Origin of the sequence: Streptomyces glomeratus, from assembly GCF_021462825.1 — a bacterium.
Taxonomy (GTDB): domain Bacteria; phylum Actinomycetota; class Actinomycetes; order Streptomycetales; family Streptomycetaceae; genus Streptomyces; species Streptomyces glomeratus.
This window is the reverse complement of the sequence record NZ_JAKEEB010000003.1, coordinates 199,991-215,887: the sequence shown is the minus strand read 5'-3', so window position 1 is coordinate 215,887 and position 15,897 is coordinate 199,991. Positions and strand designations below refer to the sequence as shown.

Sequence of the window (15,897 nt, the reverse complement as noted above, 5' to 3'; positions counted from 1 at the left end):
GGGCGCGGCCTTCGTCGTACGCAACGACCCTGGTCGGCGCACGTCACGGGCCCCGTCAGAGCTTGACGATCATCTTTCCGATGTTGTCGCCGCGGAGGACTCCGAAGAACGCCTCCAGGTTGTTCTCGATGCCCTCGACGACGGTCTCGCGGTACTTCAGCTCGCCGGAGCGGACCCAGGGGCCGACCTCCTGGACGAACTGCGGCTGGAGGTCGTAGTGGTCGCCGACGAGGAAACCCTCGATGCGGCCGCGTGTCTGGATGAGCCGGGCGAGGTTCCTCGGGCCGGGGGCGGGCTCGGTGTTGTTGTAGACCGAGATCATGCCGCAGACCGCGATGCGGCCGTCCCGGTTCAGGGAACCGATGGCGGCCTCGAGGTGGTCGCCGCCGACGTTGTCGAAGTAGACGTCGATGCCGTCCGGGGCGGCCTGACGCAGCTGCTCGCTCACGGGCCCGCTCTTGTAGTTGAAGGCCGCGTCGAAGCCGTACTCCTCGAGCAGCAGCTTGACCTTCTCGTCCGAGCCGGCGGAGCCGATGACGCGGGAGGCACCCTTCAGCTTCGCGATCTGCCCGACCTGGCTGCCCACGGCGCCCGCGGCACCGGACACGAAGACGGAGTCGCCCTCCTTGAAGGCGGCGGTGCGCAGCAGGCCGGCGTAGGCCGTGAGGCCGGTCATGCCGAGGACGCCGAGGTACGTCGACAGCGGCGCGGCCTCCGGGTCCACCTTGACGGCGTTCTCGGCGTCCACGACCGCGTACTCGCGCCAGCCGAAGAAGTGCAGGATGTGGTCGCCGGGCTCGATGCCCTCGGCGTTGGAGGCGACGACCTCGCCGACCGCGCCGCCCAGCATGGGCTGGTTCAGCTCGTAGGGGGCGGCGTACGACTTGGCGGCGCTCATCCTGCCGCGCATGTACGGGTCGACGGAGACGTACTCGTTCCGCACGAGCACCTGGCCCTCGCCCGGCTGTGGTACCTCCGCCTCGACCAGGGCGAAGTCCTCGGGCTTGGGCCAGCCGACCGGGCGGCTGAGCAGGTGCCACTCGCGGCTGACGGCGGGGAGGGCGGGGGTGTCGGACATGGGGGGCCTTTCCTCGGGTGCTGTGTGCTGCGGCTCGGTCGATCCGGGTACCGAAGGCTCCGGTACCAATACTTCAGTACCTGAAACAAAGATGCTCCTCAATATTTCAGGTTGTCAAGTAAAGCGGTACCCTGGACGCCATGGCCGAGCAGAAGACACCCCGCATGGACCCCCTGACGCTGGAGGTCGTGGAACTCATCGGATCGGTCGTCGCCCGCTACCACGAGGAGTACGAGGAGGCGGCGGGCGCGCACGCGCTGACCGGGGCGCAGGCGCGGCTGCTGAGCCTGCTGTCGCTGGAGCCGCTGCCGATGCGGCGGCTGGCGCAGAAGCTGAAGTGCGAGCCGTCCAATGTCACCGGCATCGTGGACCGGCTGGAGGTGCGGGGACTGGTCGAGCGCCGCCCGGACCCGGCGGACCGCCGGGTGAAGGTCGCCGCGGCGACGGACGAGGGCCGCCGGCTGGCCCACAGCCTGCGGGACTCCCTCGACTTCGCACGCGAACCCCTGGCGGGACTGTCGCACGAAGAGCAGCTGGCCCTGCGGGATCTGCTGCGCCGGATGCTGAAGGCCTAGCGGGCGCGTACCGCGAGGGCGGACGGGGGCGCCGGGCGCGCCGCGGCAGGCGCTACGTGCACCACCACAGGAACCGGTTGCATGTCTTCGTCGGCGAGGGTTCGGGGCGTGGGCTCGCCGGTGCCGGTTGCGTCGACGGAGTCGCGCTCGGGGCCTTGGTCGCCGTCACCGTGGGGCGAGGTGCCGGGCGGTCCGGGCGCCCGGTCGGGGTCGCCGACGGAGTGACCGCGTCCTGCTTGTCCTTGTCGGACTTCTTGTCCGTCGCGGACGCGGACGGCGATGCGGAGGCGGAGGCGGAGACCGACGGCGCCGCACCCCCGGTGCCCTGGCCTCCCGTACCGCCGGACGGCCCGGTCGTCTCCCCTTCGGCGGTCGCGCCGTCAGCGGTCTCGTCCCCCGCGGTCGCGGTCTTCGGGGTGCTTCCCGGTGCCTCGACACCGAGTTCGGCCAGGCTCAGCCCGCCCGCCGCCAGCAGCAGCCCGGCACCCACGAACAGGACCCGCCGTCGGCGCCTGCGATGCGCGGCGGCCTTGCGGTCACGGCGGCCGGCCCGGGTCCCGCTGCCGCCGTCACGGTCTGCGGACACACCGCGTCCCTGGGCGCGTCGGCGGTTCTGCGCCCGTCCGGGCCGTGCGGCACGGTCCTCGGAGGACGCCGCCGACTCGCCGGACCCGTCCGCGCCGTCGGGGGCTGCTTCGCCCCCGTCGCGGCCGAAGGCGTCGCCGAACGGACGGGCGTCGTCCTCGTCGGCGTACGCGCGTAGTTCCTCGACCGGTGTGCCGCACCCCGGGCAGGCAAGGGCGCCGTTCAGGTGCCTTCGGCACGGGTGGCAGTAGTCCATGACGCGGGAAGACTAGATTCCGCACCGGTCACGTTCCTAGGCCCCACTGTGAAAGTTCTGTGGGAGACCGAAAAAACTCTCGACTTCCCTGCCGAAGCCGTTACCGGTTCGACCCGGGCACCCCCACACCCCCCTCCTCACTGCCATGCCAACAATTCGGACATACCTCGACATTTCGAACAGCTGGAGGCAACCGCCGTGCGCATCACCGGAATCGGCACCCACGTGGTCGGGACGCCATGGCGCAACCTGACATACGTCCAGGTGCACACCGACGAGGGCGTCACCGGGGTCGGCGAGACCCGGATGCTGGGCCACACCGACGCGCTGATCGGCTATCTGCGGGAGGCGGAGACAAACCACATCCTCGGTTCGGACCCGTTCGCGGTGGAGGATCTCGTCCGCCGGATGAAGTACGGCGACTACGGCCGTGCGGGTGAGATCGTCATGTCCGGCATCGCGGTCGTCGAGATGGCCTGCTGGGACATCAAGGGCAAGGCCCTCGGCGTTCCCGTCTGGCAGCTGCTCGGCGGCAAGGTCACCGACGGGGTCAAGGCCTACGCCAACGGCTGGTACACCACCGAGCGGACCCCGGAGGCGTACCACGAGGCCGCCGCGGAGGTCGTCGCCCGCGGCTACAAGGCGCTGAAAATCGACCCCTTCGGCACCGGGCACTTCGAGCTGGACCACGAGCAGACCCTCTACTCGGTCTCCCTCATCGAGGCGGTACGGGACGCGATCGGGCCCGGCACCGAGCTGATGCTGGAGATGCACGGGCGCTTCTCCCCCGCCACCGCCGTCCGGCTGGCCCGCGAGATGGCGCCCTTCCAGCCGGCCTGGCTGGAGGAACCGGTCCCGCCGGAGAACCTCAAGGCACTGAAGAAGGTCGCCGAGAAAGTGGACCTGCCGGTCGCCACCGGTGAGCGCATCCACGACCGGATCGAGTTCCGGGAGCTGTTCGAGAACCAGGCCGCCGACATCCTCCAGCCCGACGTCGGCCACATCGGCGGCATCTGGGAGACCCGGAAGCTGGCCGCCACCGCCGAGACCCACTACCTGCTGGTCGCCCCGCACAACGTGGGCGGCTCCGTGCTCACCGCGGCCTGTCTCCAGGTCGGCTTCACCACGCCGAACTTCAAGATCCTGGAGCACTTCAACGACTTCGCCGACGCGGAGATCAAGAAGGTGGTCAAGGGCGCTCCGGAGGTCGTCGACGGCTACTTCCGCCTCTCCGACGCCCCCGGCCTCGGGGTCGAGCTGGACACCGACGCGGCGGCCGAGTTCCCGCAGCAGCAGGCCCGCTTCGACCTGTGGGCCGACGGCTGGGAGCAGCGCAGGCCGAAGGGGAGGAAGTGAGCACCGCGGTCGTCGTCGAGGCACCGGGGACGCACCGTCTGGCCGCCCACGAGCCCGTCGCCCCCGCTCCCGGCGAGGCCCTGGTCAGGGTGCACGCCGTCGGCATCTGCGGCAGCGACCGCGAGGTGTACCAGGGCAACCGGCCCGAGGGATACGTGCGGTATCCCCTTATTCCGGGCCACGAGTGGTCCGGAACGGTCGAGGCGGCCGGCGCCGGAGTTCCCGGCTCGCTGGTCGGCCGCAAGGTGGTCGGGGAGGGCTTCCGCAACTGTCAGGTCTGTGACCGCTGTCACGCGGGCGAGACGACGCTGTGTACCGCGGGGTACGAGGAGACCGGCTTCACCCGTCCCGGCGCGATGGCCACCACGCTGACACTGCCGGCGCGCCTGCTGCACGTCCTGCCGGACGGCGCCGATCTCACCGCCGCCGCGCTCCTGGAACCCGCCGCCTGCATCGCGGCCGCCGCGCTCAGGGCGAAGGCGCGGCCCGGTGAGCGGGTCGCGGTGGTCGGCACCGGCACGCTCGGCATGTTCGCCGTGCAGTTCCTCAAGGCCGTGTCCCCGGCCGAGCTGCTGGTGGTCGGCACGGGACGGGAACGCGAGGCCCTGGCCCGGAGCTTCGGGGCCACCGGCTTTCACACCCTCCAGGATCTCCCGGACGGCGTCGAAGTCGTCGTCGAGGCCGCCGGGTCCGCGTCCGCCGCGCTCACCGCCGCCCGTCTGCCCAGGCGCGGCGGACGCCTGGTCCTCACGGGCATCCCGGCACCGGGTGCCGAGGGACTGGACCCCACCGATCTCGTCGTACGGCAGCTGGAGGTGCACACCGTGTTCGGGGCGCCGCCGGACGCCTGGGCGCACGCGGTGCGGGTCTTCGGCGCCGGACTGCTCGATCCGCTGCCGCTGGTCACGCACGAGCTGCGGCTCGCGGAGTTCCCGGAGGCCATCGAGCTGGTGGCGTCCGGCGACCCGCAGGTCGGCAAGGTCCTGCTGCGGCCGTGACGCCTCCCGGACCTGCCCGGCCGAACTCACACCCTGTGCACACCATTTGAACAACGCCACATCCGTCTCCGTATGGGTGGGTGGCCCGTGCTCCCCCGCGCGGGCCACCCAAAGACGACGGGCCACCGTCCCCACGGGCCCGCCCCATACGGAGGTTCCATGGCCGACAACGTCACCTCGCTGTTCCGCAGCACCGCGGCACACAGCCCGTCGATGGCGGCGCTGACGCGGGAGGGCGGCGACGGGACGGGTCCCGTGGACTTCTGTATTCCCTGCAACCCCTATTTCCCCACGCCCGCCATGTTCGAGGAGATGGCGCACAAGCTGCGCGAGATCATCACCTACTACCCGAGCAGCGCGGACACGATCACGGCCGAGCTGTGCAATCTGCTCCAGCTGCCCCCGCAGTGCGTGGCCATGGGCAACGGCTCCACCGAGCTGATCACCTGGATCGACCATCTTCTGGTGCGTGAGTCCCTCGCCGTTCCCGTCCCCACCTTCGGCCGCTGGACCGACCAGCCCATGGAGACCGGCAAGCGCGTCGACATGTTCCCGCTCCAGGAGTCCAGCGGCTTCGCCCTGGACCTGGCCCAGTACGCCGGTTTCATCCGCAAGCGCGGCACCCGCGTCGCCGTCGTCTGCAACCCGAACAACCCCGACGGCGGGTTCGTGCCCCGGCAGACGCTCGTGCAGTTCATGGACGCGATGGCGGACCTGGACCTGATCGTGATCGACGAGTCGTTCCTGGAGTTCGCCGACGCCGAGAGCGAGCCCAGCGTCGTCCAAGACGCCGTGATGCGCCCCAACGTCGTCGTGCTGCGCAGCCTCGGCAAGAACTTCGGCCTGCACGGCATCCGCTTCGGCTACCTGGTCGCCAACCCGTCGCTCGCCGGCAAGATCCGCTCCATGCTGCCGAAGTGGAATCTCAACTCCTTCGCCGAGCACGTGGTGTTCATGCTGAAGGAGCACGGCGCCGAGTACATGGAGAGCCTGCACCAGATCCGCCGGGACCGACTGGACATGTCCCGCCAGCTCTCCCAGCTGCCCGGTCTGACGGTCTACCCGTCGCAGGGCAATTTCCTCTTCGTGCGCCTTCCGGTGGGCGCCGAGGGCACCGTGGTCCGCGACCGGCTGCTGTCCGAGCACCGGATCCTGGTCCGCGAGTGCGGCAACAAGATCGGTTCATCCAGCCGCTTCCTGCGGCTCGTGGTGCGCCCCGAGGTGGACGTGCGTCGCCTGGTGTCCGCCCTGGAGCAGGTGCTCTACGGGACCAGGAGGGGAGCCGCCGTGCCCGAGCCGAGCACAGGGACCAGCTACAGCTCGGGCACGGCGGCGGTGGACCGGCTCGTCAGCCAGACCAACGGCGCGGGCGTCTCGGGGCTCGCCTCCCAGGCCGCTGCCATGCCGCGACTGGCCCCCGGCTCGGCGCCCGCACCGGCCCCGGCACCCGCCGCGGCTTCCCCGGCTCCGATGCCCGCACCGACCCCGCTGCCGATGCCCGCACCCATGCCCGCCCCGGCCCCCCCGGCGCCGGTCCAGGCCCCCGCGCCGGCCCTGGCCCCGATGCCCGCGGCCGCCGCCCCCGCTCCCGCCCCCGCTTCCGTGCCGGGCATGCCGCCGGGGATCGCCCCGGCCGCCGCGGCCGGTCTCCAGCCGGTTCCGCAGACCGGCCTGCCCGGACTCGCGGCGGCCGCACAGAACCGGCGCGGCATGCCCGCCGCGGGCGGGCTCACGGCCGCCCAGGTCCGCGGCCGCACCCAGCCGGAACCGGTCCCGGAGCCCACCGGCTGGCCTGCGGCGGGAGCGATGTACAACCAGGTCGGCTGAGCCCCAGCCGCACTACCGGACGCCGTCGGCGGCCACGAGGACTACCTCGTGGCCGCCGGCGGCGTCGCTCTTTGTGGCCCGGCCCGTCGGCACCGCATGTCCGTTTTGAGTAAGTAAATGACGAAAGCTTGTTTCGCCACAATTAGCCTCATTGCACTTTTTGCCATTAAAAATTCCGCTTGAGTGCGATCGCAAAGCAACCCATTCCCGTTTTCAGCGCGGCGTGATGCACTTCACTTACGAAGCACCCTAGTGCTTTACCTACGCCTTAATCTCCCGGATTCACCCCGCGGACCCCTATTTGATCACCTGCGGCAACTAGCCCGCTTAGTAAAAGGGGTAATTGTTTAGTTATTCCCGGCGGCTAAGAATGTGTCCGCCGCAGGGCACCGCAAAACGAAATGCGGTGCTGTTTGTCGAGAGGTACCGGCAACTGCGCACGATGCAATCCCCTGGAATGAGGACCGCACCATGCCCCGTCATGCCGCCAAGCGCTCGTCTCGGACGCGCCGAATCTCCGCCGGTGGCGCCGTCACCGTCGGCACGTTCGCCATGGCCGCCACGGCCGTGTTCGGGACGGCCGTGACCGCCCACGCCGCTCCGGCCTCCAAGGCCGTCACCGCACCGGCCGGGCAGACCGCGACCACGTACACCGTCAAGGCCGGCGACCACCTCGCCTCGATCGCCCGCGCCCTGAAGACGCCCGGCGGCTGGCCGGCCATCGCCGCGGCCAACGGCCTGTCGAGCCCCTACGTCATCTATCCGAACCAGGTCCTGACCCTGCCCTCCGGAACCGCCAAGCCCGCCACGGCGACCAAGCCCGCCACGACGAAGCCCGCCACGGTCGCCGGGAACCAGGCCTACGCCAACAACCTGGACGGCTGGATCAAGCACTCCCTGGCGATCATGAGGCAGAACGGCATTCCGGGAAGCTACAACGGCATTTACCGCAATGTGATCCGTGAGTCTTCGGGCAACCCGAGGGCGATCAACCTGTGGGACTCGAATGCCGCCAAGGGCATCCCGTCCAAGGGTCTGCTCCAGGTGATCCAGCCGACGTTCAACGCGTACCACGTGCCGGGAACCTCGTGGGACATCTACGAGCCGGTCGCCAACATCACCGCCGCGTGCAACTACGCGTACCACCGCTATGGTTCGATCGACAATGTGAACGGTCCCTACTGATCGAATTTTCGACTGCAAGGTGGTGGCGGCGCGATGCCGCCACCACCTTCGTCATACCGCCCTTACCTCTCTTGGGAATTGGGCTTCGCCGACACACACAGCCAGGCGAGCCCCGCGGCCGTCAGGTAGCCGAGCGCGCCGACGGCCATGCTGGTACGCAGCCCGGCCTGGTGGTCGGCGGCGGTGGCGAGCAGGCTGCCTCCCAGTGCCACGCCGGTGGCACTGCCGATCTGCCGGGTCGTGTTGAACAGAGCGGACGCCGCCCCTGAGTACGCCGGGGGCACCGCACCCATCACGGTGGCGGTGGACCCGGTCAGGGCGAAGGACGTACCGAAACCCGCGGCCATCATCGGTGCCACCAGCAGCGCGTAGGCCGGATCGGCTCCCGCGGCGGCCCAGCCCGCCAGTCCCAGCGCGGCCAGGAGCATGCCGAAGACCACCAGTGGGCGATCGCCGGTACGACGGGTCAGCCGCCCGGACAGCACCGAGGCGAACATGGTCATCGCCACGGCCGGGAACAGAGCCGTCCCGGTCTTCAGGGCGCTGAAGCCGCGCTGGTGCTGGAAGTACAGGCTGGCGGTGAACAGCATGCCGTAGAAGCCGAAGTTGAACAGCAGGCCGATGGCGGCTGCGCCACTCATCGCGCGCGAGCGCAGCAGGCCGAGCGGAAGGACGGGAGACCGTGCCAGCCGCTCCCGCACCACGAACACCGCGGCGGTCAGTGCGGCCAGGCCCATCCCGGCGAGAACGGCGGGGTCGGCCCACCCACGCCGTCCGGCCTCGTTCAGCGCGCCGGTCAGCAGGGCCACCGACGCCACCACCGCGCACTGCGCCGGCCAGTCCAGAGCCCGGGCGGGCTGCCGGGCCGAGGGCGCCACGTGCCGCAGGGTCATCCCCAGGCAGGCCACGCCGACGGGCAGGTTGATGAGGAAGACCCACCGCCAGCCCAGCGTCGAGACCAGCAGCCCGCCCAGCAGCGGCCCGGCGGAGGCCGCGATCCCCGCCATGGAGCCCCACAACCCGAAGGCCCACGACCGTACGGCCGGCGCCGGGTAGGCCTGCTGGAGCAGAGCCAGGGACCCGGGCACGATCAGCGCCGCCCCCAGCCCCTCCACCAGCCGCGCCGCCACGAGAAGGGGTGCGCTCGGTGCGAACGCGCACGCGGCCGAGGACACCGTGAAGACCACCACGCCCCAGCAGAAGACCCGGCGGTTTCCCAGCCGGTCGCCCAGCGCGCCACCGCTCATCAGAAGCCCGGCGAACGCCAGGGTGTACCCGTCCGTGATCCACTGGATGCCGGTGAGTGAGGCGGAGAGATCCCGGCCCACCACCGGAACGGCGACGTTGATGATCGTCACGTCCAGGATCACCATGAAGTACCCGGCGCACACCGCCAGCAGCGGCGCCGGCCCGACGGAGGTGGGGTGTCGACGGCGCTGCGTGTCCGGGGACGTGGTCATCGTGGCTGTGCCGGTTTCCGGCCCCAGGCGGTGAGCATCCCGGGGGACAGTCCTGCGCACGTCGGAGATTCCAGCCGGCGCTCGGCCTCGTCGATCGCGGCGTCGTCCACCAGGCCCGTCGCCACCATCGCGGCACGTGCCCGGTCCCACGTACAGGCCCAGAACCGGCTGATGGCGCTTCCCGGCTCCAGGGGCGGCACATGGATCTCGGCGGCCACGGACTCCAGCCCGGCGGCGAGCATCAGCTGGGGGCAGCGCGGTACCCACGTCACGTCGGTGCCGATCGTGTCACGCAGCCCTCGCCACATCGCCCGCATGGCGAGGGTGTACGGCGTGTCCGGGGCGCCGTCGGTCGTCAGGTCCACCGCGTCGCTCAGCACCAGTACACCTCCCGGCGCGACCAGCCCGGCGAGCCGCCGGACCATCCGCGCGGGAGACGGCAGATGCATCAGCACGAACCTGGCGTGGACGAGATCGAAGAGACCCGGCTCGAAGCGGTCGGAGGTCACATCGGCCTCGAGGGCGGTCAATCCCGCGACGGGCTCGGACGTGAGAAACCGGATGTCCCGGTCCACCGCCACGACCTCGGTGACGCCCGCCTCGCGCAGAAGCGAGCGTGCCACCGTCCCCGTTCCGGCACCCACGTCCAGACAACGCCGGCCCGGGCCGGCCCCCAGCCGCCGCAACCGTGCGAGCGTCGTGGCGTCGTACACGGCCGCCGCCAGGTCGATCCGCTCCGACTCGCCCTCGTCCTGTGGGCGGAAGACCTGCTCGCCGTAGCGCCCAGGGCTCGCGGATCCCCGAGGAACCCGGAAGCCGCCTTCACCTGCCACCCGTCCATTGTCGTGGCCGGACACGGACCGTACACCTTGTGGGACTCCCCGAGGTCCGAAGCCCGGCCCCGCTTCAGCCGGCCGTCGCTCCTCCCGTGGGAGCCCTGGCCAGGGACAGCCACCTGGGCACGTCCACCTCGGCGCGTACGGTCTTGCCGGGCGGCGGGTCCCGGTCCAGCACCTCCCACCGGGCGGCGAGCGCGTCGACGAGGACGAGTCCACGGCCGGACTCCTCCAGCACCTCGGGATGCCGTACGCCGCCCGGGCCCGGCGGGCAGGGCGGTCCGCCGCGGGTGTCGCTGACCTCGATGCGGACGCTGCCCGTGACGAGGGAGAGGCGCAGCTCGAAGTCCCGCCCCGGCACCCGGCCGTGGGTCACCGCGTTGGCGGCCAGTTCGGCCACGATCGCGGCGGCGGAGTCGGAGGTCTCCGTGCCGTGCGGGATGCCCCACGCGTGCAGCTCGGTCACGGCGAGCCGTCGGGCGAGGCGGGCGCCACGCGGAGTGGCGCTGAAACGCTGCGAGAACATACGTACGGTAACCGGGCGTTGGGGGGCGGATGGTGCGGTCATGCGCTCAATCTGACGGCCGAGGAGGGTGTTTCACCAGGTCGACGCCGCGTACGCCGCGGCAGCGTACGCGCTCACACGCTGGACAGTACCCGTGACTGCCCGTGACCATGTGTGCGGGAGGTGGCGGACTGTGGTCGATGGCGCGGTGGGTACGGGCGGGGAGCCGGAATCCTCGGGCAGCCTGCGGACGTTCGGGGCGGTGGTCCAGGCACTGCGGGAGCACGCGGGGCTGAGCCGGGAGGAGTTCGGCGAACAGGTGCGGTTCTCCAAGCACACGGTCGCGTCGGTGGAGTTGGGCCGCCGCATGCCCGACCCGGCATTCGTGGACCGGGCGGAGGAGGTGCTGGGGAACACGGGTGCGTTACGGAAGGCGGCGGAACATCTGGCGCGGCAACCGGGGTTGGCGGCTTGGTTCCGGCAGTGGGCGCGGATGGAGGGGACGGCTATCACGTTGTACACGTATGAGTGCCGGTTGATCCCTGGGCTGTTGCAGACGGAGGCGTACGCGCGGACCTTGTTCACCGAGCAGTTGCCACCGCTGGACGACGGGCAGATCGAGGCCCAGTGGGTAGCGCGGGCCGAACGGCAGCAACTGCTGCGGAACCGCCAGAACACGGCCTTCGACTTCATCTTGGAGGAGCACCTGTTCCGGCGGCGTACAGGCGGTCAGGAGGCCACCCGAGGGCTTATCGATCACGTTCTGCACATGGCCAGCTTGCGGAACGTCGAGATCCAAGTCATGCCGACGCGACGGGAGTCGCATGCCGGGCTCGACGGTCCTATGCAGTTGCTGGAGACCCCCGAAAACAAGTGGTTCGCCTACTGCGAGGGGCAGCGAGGCGGCTTGCTCATCTCGGACCCGAAAGAGGTCAGCGTGCTCCAAAGGCGCTATGCCAGGATGCGCTCACAGGCTCTCACCCTTGAAGACTCCGTGGGCCTGTTGCAGCGGATGCGAGGAGACCTATGAGCGCAACCGAACTGACCTGGTTCAAGAGCAGCCACAGCAGCGGCGGCGACGGAGACTGCCTCGAAGTCGCCCTCACCCCCGTCACCGTTCACGTCCGCGACTCCAAGAACCCCCAGGGCCCCCGCCTCACCCTCTCCCCGGCCGCCTGGACCGGCTTCCTCTCCTACGCAACGCGGGGCTGATTCACGAACATGTTCGTCACGAACTTGTTCGCGACGAACATGTTCGTTACCTTGAGGGCATGACAGCGCACCCCCCTGCCCCCCGCAGCCGCCGCGACCGCCCCGCCAAGCCCGCTCTCACCCGGGACGGCATCGTCGACACCGCCGTCGCGCTCATGCGTGCGGAGGGTCTGGAACGGGTCACCATGCGCCGCCTGGCGCAGGAACTCGACACCGGTCCCGCCTCGCTGTACGTCTACGTCCGCAACACCGCGGAGCTGCACGCGGCCGTCCTGGACCGCCTGCTCGGCGAGGTGGACCTGTCCGCCGCCGGGGCGGAAGGCGACTGGCGGGAGCGGCTCGTGCGGCTGCTCACCTCGTACGTCGACGTCCTGTTCGCGCATCCGGCGCTCGCCCGCGCGGCCCTGGTGGCCCGCCCCTCCGGGGAGCACTACCTCGACCTCGTGGAGGCGGTCCTCGCCCTGCTCGCCGAGGGCGGGGTGCCGTCCGCGCGGGCGTCTTGGGGCCTCGACCTGCTGTTGCAGTACGCGACGGCGAGCGCGGCCGAGCACTCCGCCCAGGGGCAGGCACCCCAGACGAAGGACGACTGGGACGCGCTGACCCGGGCCCTGCGGGACGCATCACCCGACCGGCACCCGCAGATCGCCGCGCTGGGCACGACGCTGCTGTCCGGAACCGGCGAGGAACGCCTGGCCTGGGGCTTCCAGGTGCTGATCAGCGGCATCACGGCGGCACCCGAGCCGCCCACCACACCGCCTACTCCCTGAGGAGGCCACCATGTCCACCCACCACACCGTTGCCGTAGTCGGCGCCGGTCTCGGCGGTCTCGTCGCGGCCCGTGTGCTCCATGTGCACGGCATCGAGGCGGTCGTCCACGAACGCGACGCCTCCGCCGCCACCCGCCCCCAGGGCGGCATGCTCGACATCCACGAGGAGTCGGGGCAGGCCGCGCTGCGGGCCGCCGGGCTCTTCGAGGAGTTCCGCGCGATCGTCCACTCCGGCGGGGAGGAGTTGCGCGTCCTCGACCCGGACGGCACGGTCCGCTTCAAGGACGTCGAGGAGAGCGGCCGGCCCGAGGTCGACCGCAACGACCTGCGCCGCATCCTGCTGGACTCGCTGCCCGAGGGCACGGTCCGCTGGGGCGCGAAGGTGACCGGCGCGCGTTCCCTGGGCGACGGACGCCACGAGGTGGCGCTCGCCGACGGCTCCCTGTTCACGACCGACGTCCTGATCGGCGCGGACGGCGCCTGGTCCCGGATCCGCCCCCTGCTCTCCCCCGACCTGCCCGCCTACGCCGGTGTGTCCTTCGTCGAGACGGACCTGCACGAGGCGGCCGTACGGCACCCCGCGACGGCCGAACTCCTGGGCGGCGGCATGATGTTCGCGCTGGCGGACGGCAAAGGGTTCCTCACGCACCGGGAGACCGACGGCTCCATCCACACGTACGTGGCCTTCAAGGTGCCCGAGGACTGGCTGTCCGGTTTCGACTTCACGGCCCCGGACTCGGTCAAGCAGGCGCTGCTCGCGCACTTCGAGGGCTGGGACGACCGGCTGCGCGCACTGATCGCCGACGCCGAGGGTGCACTGACCCCGCGTCTGATCCACGCGCTCCCGGTGGGCCACCGCTGGGCGCACGCGCCGGGAGTGACGCTCCTCGGCGACGCGGCCCATCTGATGTCGCCGTTCGCGGGCGAGGGAGCGAACGCGGCACTCCAGGACGGCGCGGAACTCGCCACGGCCCTGGCGGCCCACCCGGACGACCTCGACGCCGGTCTGCTCGCCTACGAGAAGGCGCTCTTCCCGCGCGCGGAACAGGCCGCCGCCCAGTCGGCCCGGGGCCTCGACCTCCTCTTCGGCCCGGACGCCAACCGGAACATGGTCGCCATGATGAGCGGCACCGGCTCCTAGGGCCCGGCTCCCCCGACGGTCACCGCGTCCGTTCCGGTGCGGGCCTGCGCGCCCGGCTCCGGCGCCCCGGCAAGGCCGAGAAGCCGAGCGCCGTGATGCGGAACGCGCAGGCCCGTGTCCGCTGCCGGCGGATCAGCCGACGGACAGGGGGAAGGGCCCGGCCAGTACCGAGTAGCCGTCGTTGGCGAGGTAGTACACGTCGTAGGCGCCCGCGCCGCCCGGCTTTCCGGTGGAGAAGGTCAGCGCACCGCTGGCGTTGGGGGCGTACGCCCAGGCCAGCGAGGACTGACGACCAGGGGTGGCGCCCGCCGGGTAGATGCCGATCCAGTTCTTCGCGCTCACCTGCGCGCCGGACGGCACCGTGTACCGGAAGGTGACGTTGCCGCCGTTCGCGACCGCGTCGAGGTCGCCGGTGAGCGTCGGCGTCGTGACGGTGGACGGCGCGAAGGCGGCGTTCAGCGGGGTGGCATAGGTGTCGTTGGCGGTCAGGCCGGGCAGGCCGAGGGCCGCCTCGACGGTGCGGCCGATGCCGTAGTGGTCGTAGTGGGCCGGGCTGCTGGTTCCGGCCGGGACGGTGCCTTGCGAACCGAGGACCACGGTGGCTATGTGGTTGTACGCCTCCTTGTCGCTCTCGTCCCAGGTCAGGATGAGCAGCGAGCGCTGCTGGGTCCAGGCGGGGGAGGCCAGCACCGGTGCGAGGGTCTGCTTCAGCCAGCCGTCCTGCGTCTTCAGGCTGGTGGTGTTGCCGTTCCCGGAGGCCTCACCGTCGTAGTAGTCGTCGGCGGCGATCCAGGAGAAGGCCGGGGTGGTCGCGGCAGACCGCAGGTCGGAGGTCAGCTGCGTGGTGTCGAACAGGTGGGCGGCGCAGCGTGAAGCGTTGCCGCCGATATCGGTGTAGTTGATGAACGGTGCGTCGTCGGGCTCGTAGTACTTGTCGTAGTTCGTGTTGGTGTTGCAGGGGGTGCCCATGCCCTGCTCGTAGGCCTTCCAGCTCTTGCCGGCCGCTTCCAGGATGTCACCCAGGTTGCGCTGAGGGGAGTTGATGTCGGGCCAGTAGGTGGCGCCCTTGGCGTAGGTGTCGCCGCCGGCGACGGCGAGGTAGTTCTCGTCGCTCGGGTGGTAGACGCCGTGGAAGTCGGTCAGCGTGGCGCCCTGGGTCATCAGGCTGTGCATGTAGGGCGTGTCCGCCGGATCGTTCATGATCTCGGAGTAGTCGGTGTTCTCCATCATGACCATGAACACGTGGTCGTAGCCGGGCACTTCGGAGGCGGGCGGGGCGACCGGGGGCGGAGCGGTGACCGGGGTGTTCAGGGTGAGCGAGAGGTTGTCCAGGTAGCCGGCCTCGTGGGACGTCGACAGGAACTGCACCTCGACCTGGATGGAGCGGGTCCCGGCGGGGACCGAGCCGGTGGTGCTGCGGGAGAGGAACTCGGTGGCCAGGCCGCGGTCGCCGGCGGAGACGGCCGGCAGCTTGGCGGGCGCACCGACCGGGCGGCCGTTCGCGTCGTGGAAGTGCAGGCCGACCGCGACGTAGCCGCTGTAGACGGTCCAGCCGCCGAGCCAGCCGGAGAGGTTGTAGCTCACCCCGCCGCCGTCGATGGCCGAGGCCGCCGAGGAGACGTCCACGGTCTGCGCCATCGCGCCGTCGCCGAAGTTGCCGGGCCCGAAGAAGGCCTTGCCGGGCGCCTTGCCGTCGCCGGGCAGCCCGAAGGACCCGGCGGTGTGGCACATGACGTCCGGGCCACCGGCCTCGGTCGTCCAGCCGGGCACGGTGGTGGCCGCGCCCCAGTCGTCGGTGCAGTAGCCGCCGGTCTCCGCGTCGCCGTTGACGATCAGGTTGCCGCTGCTGCCCGCCGCATGGGCGGGAGCGGGAGCGGCGACGATCAGTGCGCCGAGGAGGGTGAGCAGCCCGCCGAGTGATCTCCAGCGCAGTCGCATGCGTGTACCTCGTCCCGTTGGTGGGGGTGCCATGAGAGGTGGTGCCGTTACGGCCCGACTGAGCCGCATGAACGGGACATAGCTATCGGCCGCCGCTGTCCGGCGGGAGAACCACTGTCGAACTTGTTCAGACAAGTCTGCGCCGGATGGGGGTGGAGAAACGGGCGACACACCCCCC

At 70.8% G+C, this 15,897-nt stretch carries 15 protein-coding genes; 9 read left to right on the top strand and 6 right to left on the bottom strand.

Annotation, left to right across the window (positions count from 1 at the left end; translation table 11 throughout):
* Positions 1 to 55: 55 nt before the first annotated feature.
* A complete protein-coding gene (locus LZ604_RS04755) occupies positions 56 to 1,078 on the bottom strand; it encodes an NADP-dependent oxidoreductase (RefSeq protein ID WP_234512856.1) in 1,023 nt (340 codons plus the stop codon).
* A 140-nt stretch (positions 1,079 to 1,218) separates the two neighbouring features.
* Here LZ604_RS04755 and LZ604_RS04750 point away from each other — a divergent pair, with 140 nt between their 5' ends.
* Positions 1,219 to 1,653, top strand: coding sequence for a MarR family winged helix-turn-helix transcriptional regulator (locus LZ604_RS04750; protein ID WP_234512854.1), 435 nt, complete (start codon positions 1,219 to 1,221; stop codon positions 1,651 to 1,653).
* A gap of 52 nt (positions 1,654 to 1,705) precedes the next feature.
* On the opposite strand, the gene LZ604_RS04745 is transcribed toward LZ604_RS04750, so the two are convergent.
* Positions 1,706 to 2,494, bottom strand: a complete 789-nt coding sequence (locus LZ604_RS04745; protein ID WP_234512852.1) for an SCO2400 family protein — start codon at positions 2,492 to 2,494, stop codon at positions 1,706 to 1,708.
* Between the two features lie 198 nt (positions 2,495 to 2,692).
* On the opposite strand from LZ604_RS04745, the gene LZ604_RS04740 reads away from it, so the two are divergent.
* From LZ604_RS04740 to LZ604_RS04725, 4 genes are all read left to right on the top strand, one after another.
* Complete coding sequence (locus LZ604_RS04740) at positions 2,693 to 3,850, top strand: mandelate racemase/muconate lactonizing enzyme family protein (protein WP_234512850.1); 1,158 nt, start codon at positions 2,693 to 2,695, stop codon at positions 3,848 to 3,850.
* Complete coding sequence (locus tag LZ604_RS04735; protein ID WP_234512848.1) at positions 3,847 to 4,848, top strand: zinc-dependent alcohol dehydrogenase; 1,002 nt, start codon at positions 3,847 to 3,849, stop codon at positions 4,846 to 4,848. Before LZ604_RS04740 ends, LZ604_RS04735 begins: the two co-directional genes overlap by 4 nt.
* Positions 4,849 to 5,007: 159 nt before the next feature.
* Positions 5,008 to 6,675 carry a pyridoxal phosphate-dependent aminotransferase gene (locus tag LZ604_RS04730; protein ID WP_234512846.1) on the top strand — a complete coding sequence of 556 codons (1,668 nt, stop codon included), beginning with the start codon at positions 5,008 to 5,010 and terminating at the stop codon, positions 6,673 to 6,675.
* Between the two features lie 471 nt (positions 6,676 to 7,146).
* A complete protein-coding gene (locus tag LZ604_RS04725) occupies positions 7,147 to 7,860 on the top strand; it encodes a transglycosylase SLT domain-containing protein (RefSeq protein ID WP_234512843.1) in 714 nt (237 codons plus the stop codon).
* A gap of 62 nt (positions 7,861 to 7,922) precedes the next feature.
* Here the strand turns inward: LZ604_RS04725 and LZ604_RS04720 are convergent, their stop codons facing one another.
* The 3 genes from LZ604_RS04720 to LZ604_RS04710 all read right to left on the bottom strand — a co-directional run bounded on the left by LZ604_RS04720 (position 7,923) and on the right by LZ604_RS04710 (position 10,724).
* Positions 7,923 to 9,320 (bottom strand): MFS transporter, encoded by a 1,398-nt coding sequence (locus LZ604_RS04720; RefSeq protein WP_234512841.1) that lies wholly within the window; start codon positions 9,318 to 9,320, stop codon positions 7,923 to 7,925.
* Positions 9,317 to 10,153 (bottom strand): class I SAM-dependent methyltransferase, encoded by an 837-nt coding sequence (locus tag LZ604_RS04715; protein WP_234512839.1) that lies wholly within the window; start codon positions 10,151 to 10,153, stop codon positions 9,317 to 9,319. Before LZ604_RS04715 ends, LZ604_RS04720 begins: the two co-directional genes overlap by 4 nt.
* Before the next feature lie 73 nt (positions 10,154 to 10,226).
* Positions 10,227 to 10,724 (bottom strand): ATP-binding protein, encoded by a 498-nt coding sequence (locus LZ604_RS04710; RefSeq protein ID WP_234512838.1) that lies wholly within the window; start codon positions 10,722 to 10,724, stop codon positions 10,227 to 10,229.
* A 130-nt stretch (positions 10,725 to 10,854) separates the two neighbouring features.
* On the opposite strand from LZ604_RS04710, the gene LZ604_RS04705 reads away from it, so the two are divergent.
* The 4 genes from LZ604_RS04705 to LZ604_RS04690 are packed head-to-tail and all read left to right on the top strand — an operon-like array spanning position 10,855 to position 13,781.
* Positions 10,855 to 11,691 (top strand): helix-turn-helix domain-containing protein, encoded by an 837-nt coding sequence (locus tag LZ604_RS04705; RefSeq protein ID WP_234512837.1) that lies wholly within the window; start codon positions 10,855 to 10,857, stop codon positions 11,689 to 11,691.
* Positions 11,688 to 11,873 (top strand): DUF397 domain-containing protein, encoded by a 186-nt coding sequence (locus tag LZ604_RS04700; RefSeq protein WP_234512836.1) that lies wholly within the window; start codon positions 11,688 to 11,690, stop codon positions 11,871 to 11,873. The genes LZ604_RS04705 and LZ604_RS04700 overlap by 4 nt, the downstream gene beginning before the upstream one ends.
* Before the next feature lie 59 nt (positions 11,874 to 11,932).
* On the top strand, positions 11,933 to 12,640 hold the full coding sequence (locus tag LZ604_RS04695; RefSeq protein ID WP_234512835.1) for a TetR/AcrR family transcriptional regulator: 708 nt from the start codon (positions 11,933 to 11,935) through the stop codon (positions 12,638 to 12,640).
* Between the two features lie 10 nt (positions 12,641 to 12,650).
* Positions 12,651 to 13,781 carry an FAD-dependent oxidoreductase gene (locus tag LZ604_RS04690; RefSeq protein ID WP_234512834.1) on the top strand — a complete coding sequence of 377 codons (1,131 nt, stop codon included), beginning with the start codon at positions 12,651 to 12,653 and terminating at the stop codon, positions 13,779 to 13,781.
* Positions 13,782 to 13,913: 132 nt separating this feature from the next.
* Here the strand turns inward: LZ604_RS04690 and LZ604_RS04685 are convergent, their stop codons facing one another.
* Positions 13,914 to 15,719, bottom strand: coding sequence for an alkaline phosphatase family protein (locus tag LZ604_RS04685; RefSeq protein ID WP_234512833.1), 1,806 nt, complete (start codon positions 15,717 to 15,719; stop codon positions 13,914 to 13,916).
* Between the last annotated feature and the right edge of the window lie 178 nt (positions 15,720 to 15,897).

Coding starts and splice junctions, on each gene's coding strand:
- LZ604_RS04755 (WP_234512856.1), bottom strand. CDS start 1,078: ATGTCCGACACCCCCGCCCTCCCCGCCGTCAGCCGCGAGTGGCACCTG.
- LZ604_RS04750 (WP_234512854.1), top strand. CDS start 1,219: ATGGCCGAGCAGAAGACACCCCGCATGGACCCCCTGACGCTGGAGGTC.
- LZ604_RS04745 (WP_234512852.1), bottom strand. CDS start 2,494: ATGGACTACTGCCACCCGTGCCGAAGGCACCTGAACGGCGCCCTTGCC.
- LZ604_RS04730 (WP_234512846.1), top strand. CDS start 5,008: ATGGCCGACAACGTCACCTCGCTGTTCCGCAGCACCGCGGCACACAGC.
- LZ604_RS04725 (WP_234512843.1), top strand. CDS start 7,147: ATGCCCCGTCATGCCGCCAAGCGCTCGTCTCGGACGCGCCGAATCTCC.
- LZ604_RS04720 (WP_234512841.1), bottom strand. CDS start 9,320: ATGACCACGTCCCCGGACACGCAGCGCCGTCGACACCCCACCTCCGTC.
- LZ604_RS04710 (WP_234512838.1), bottom strand. CDS start 10,724: ATGACCGCACCATCCGCCCCCCAACGCCCGGTTACCGTACGTATGTTC.
- LZ604_RS04700 (WP_234512836.1), top strand. CDS start 11,688: ATGAGCGCAACCGAACTGACCTGGTTCAAGAGCAGCCACAGCAGCGGC.
- LZ604_RS04695 (WP_234512835.1), top strand. CDS start 11,933: ATGACAGCGCACCCCCCTGCCCCCCGCAGCCGCCGCGACCGCCCCGCC.
- LZ604_RS04690 (WP_234512834.1), top strand. CDS start 12,651: ATGTCCACCCACCACACCGTTGCCGTAGTCGGCGCCGGTCTCGGCGGT.
- LZ604_RS04685 (WP_234512833.1), bottom strand. CDS start 15,719: ATGCGACTGCGCTGGAGATCACTCGGCGGGCTGCTCACCCTCCTCGGC.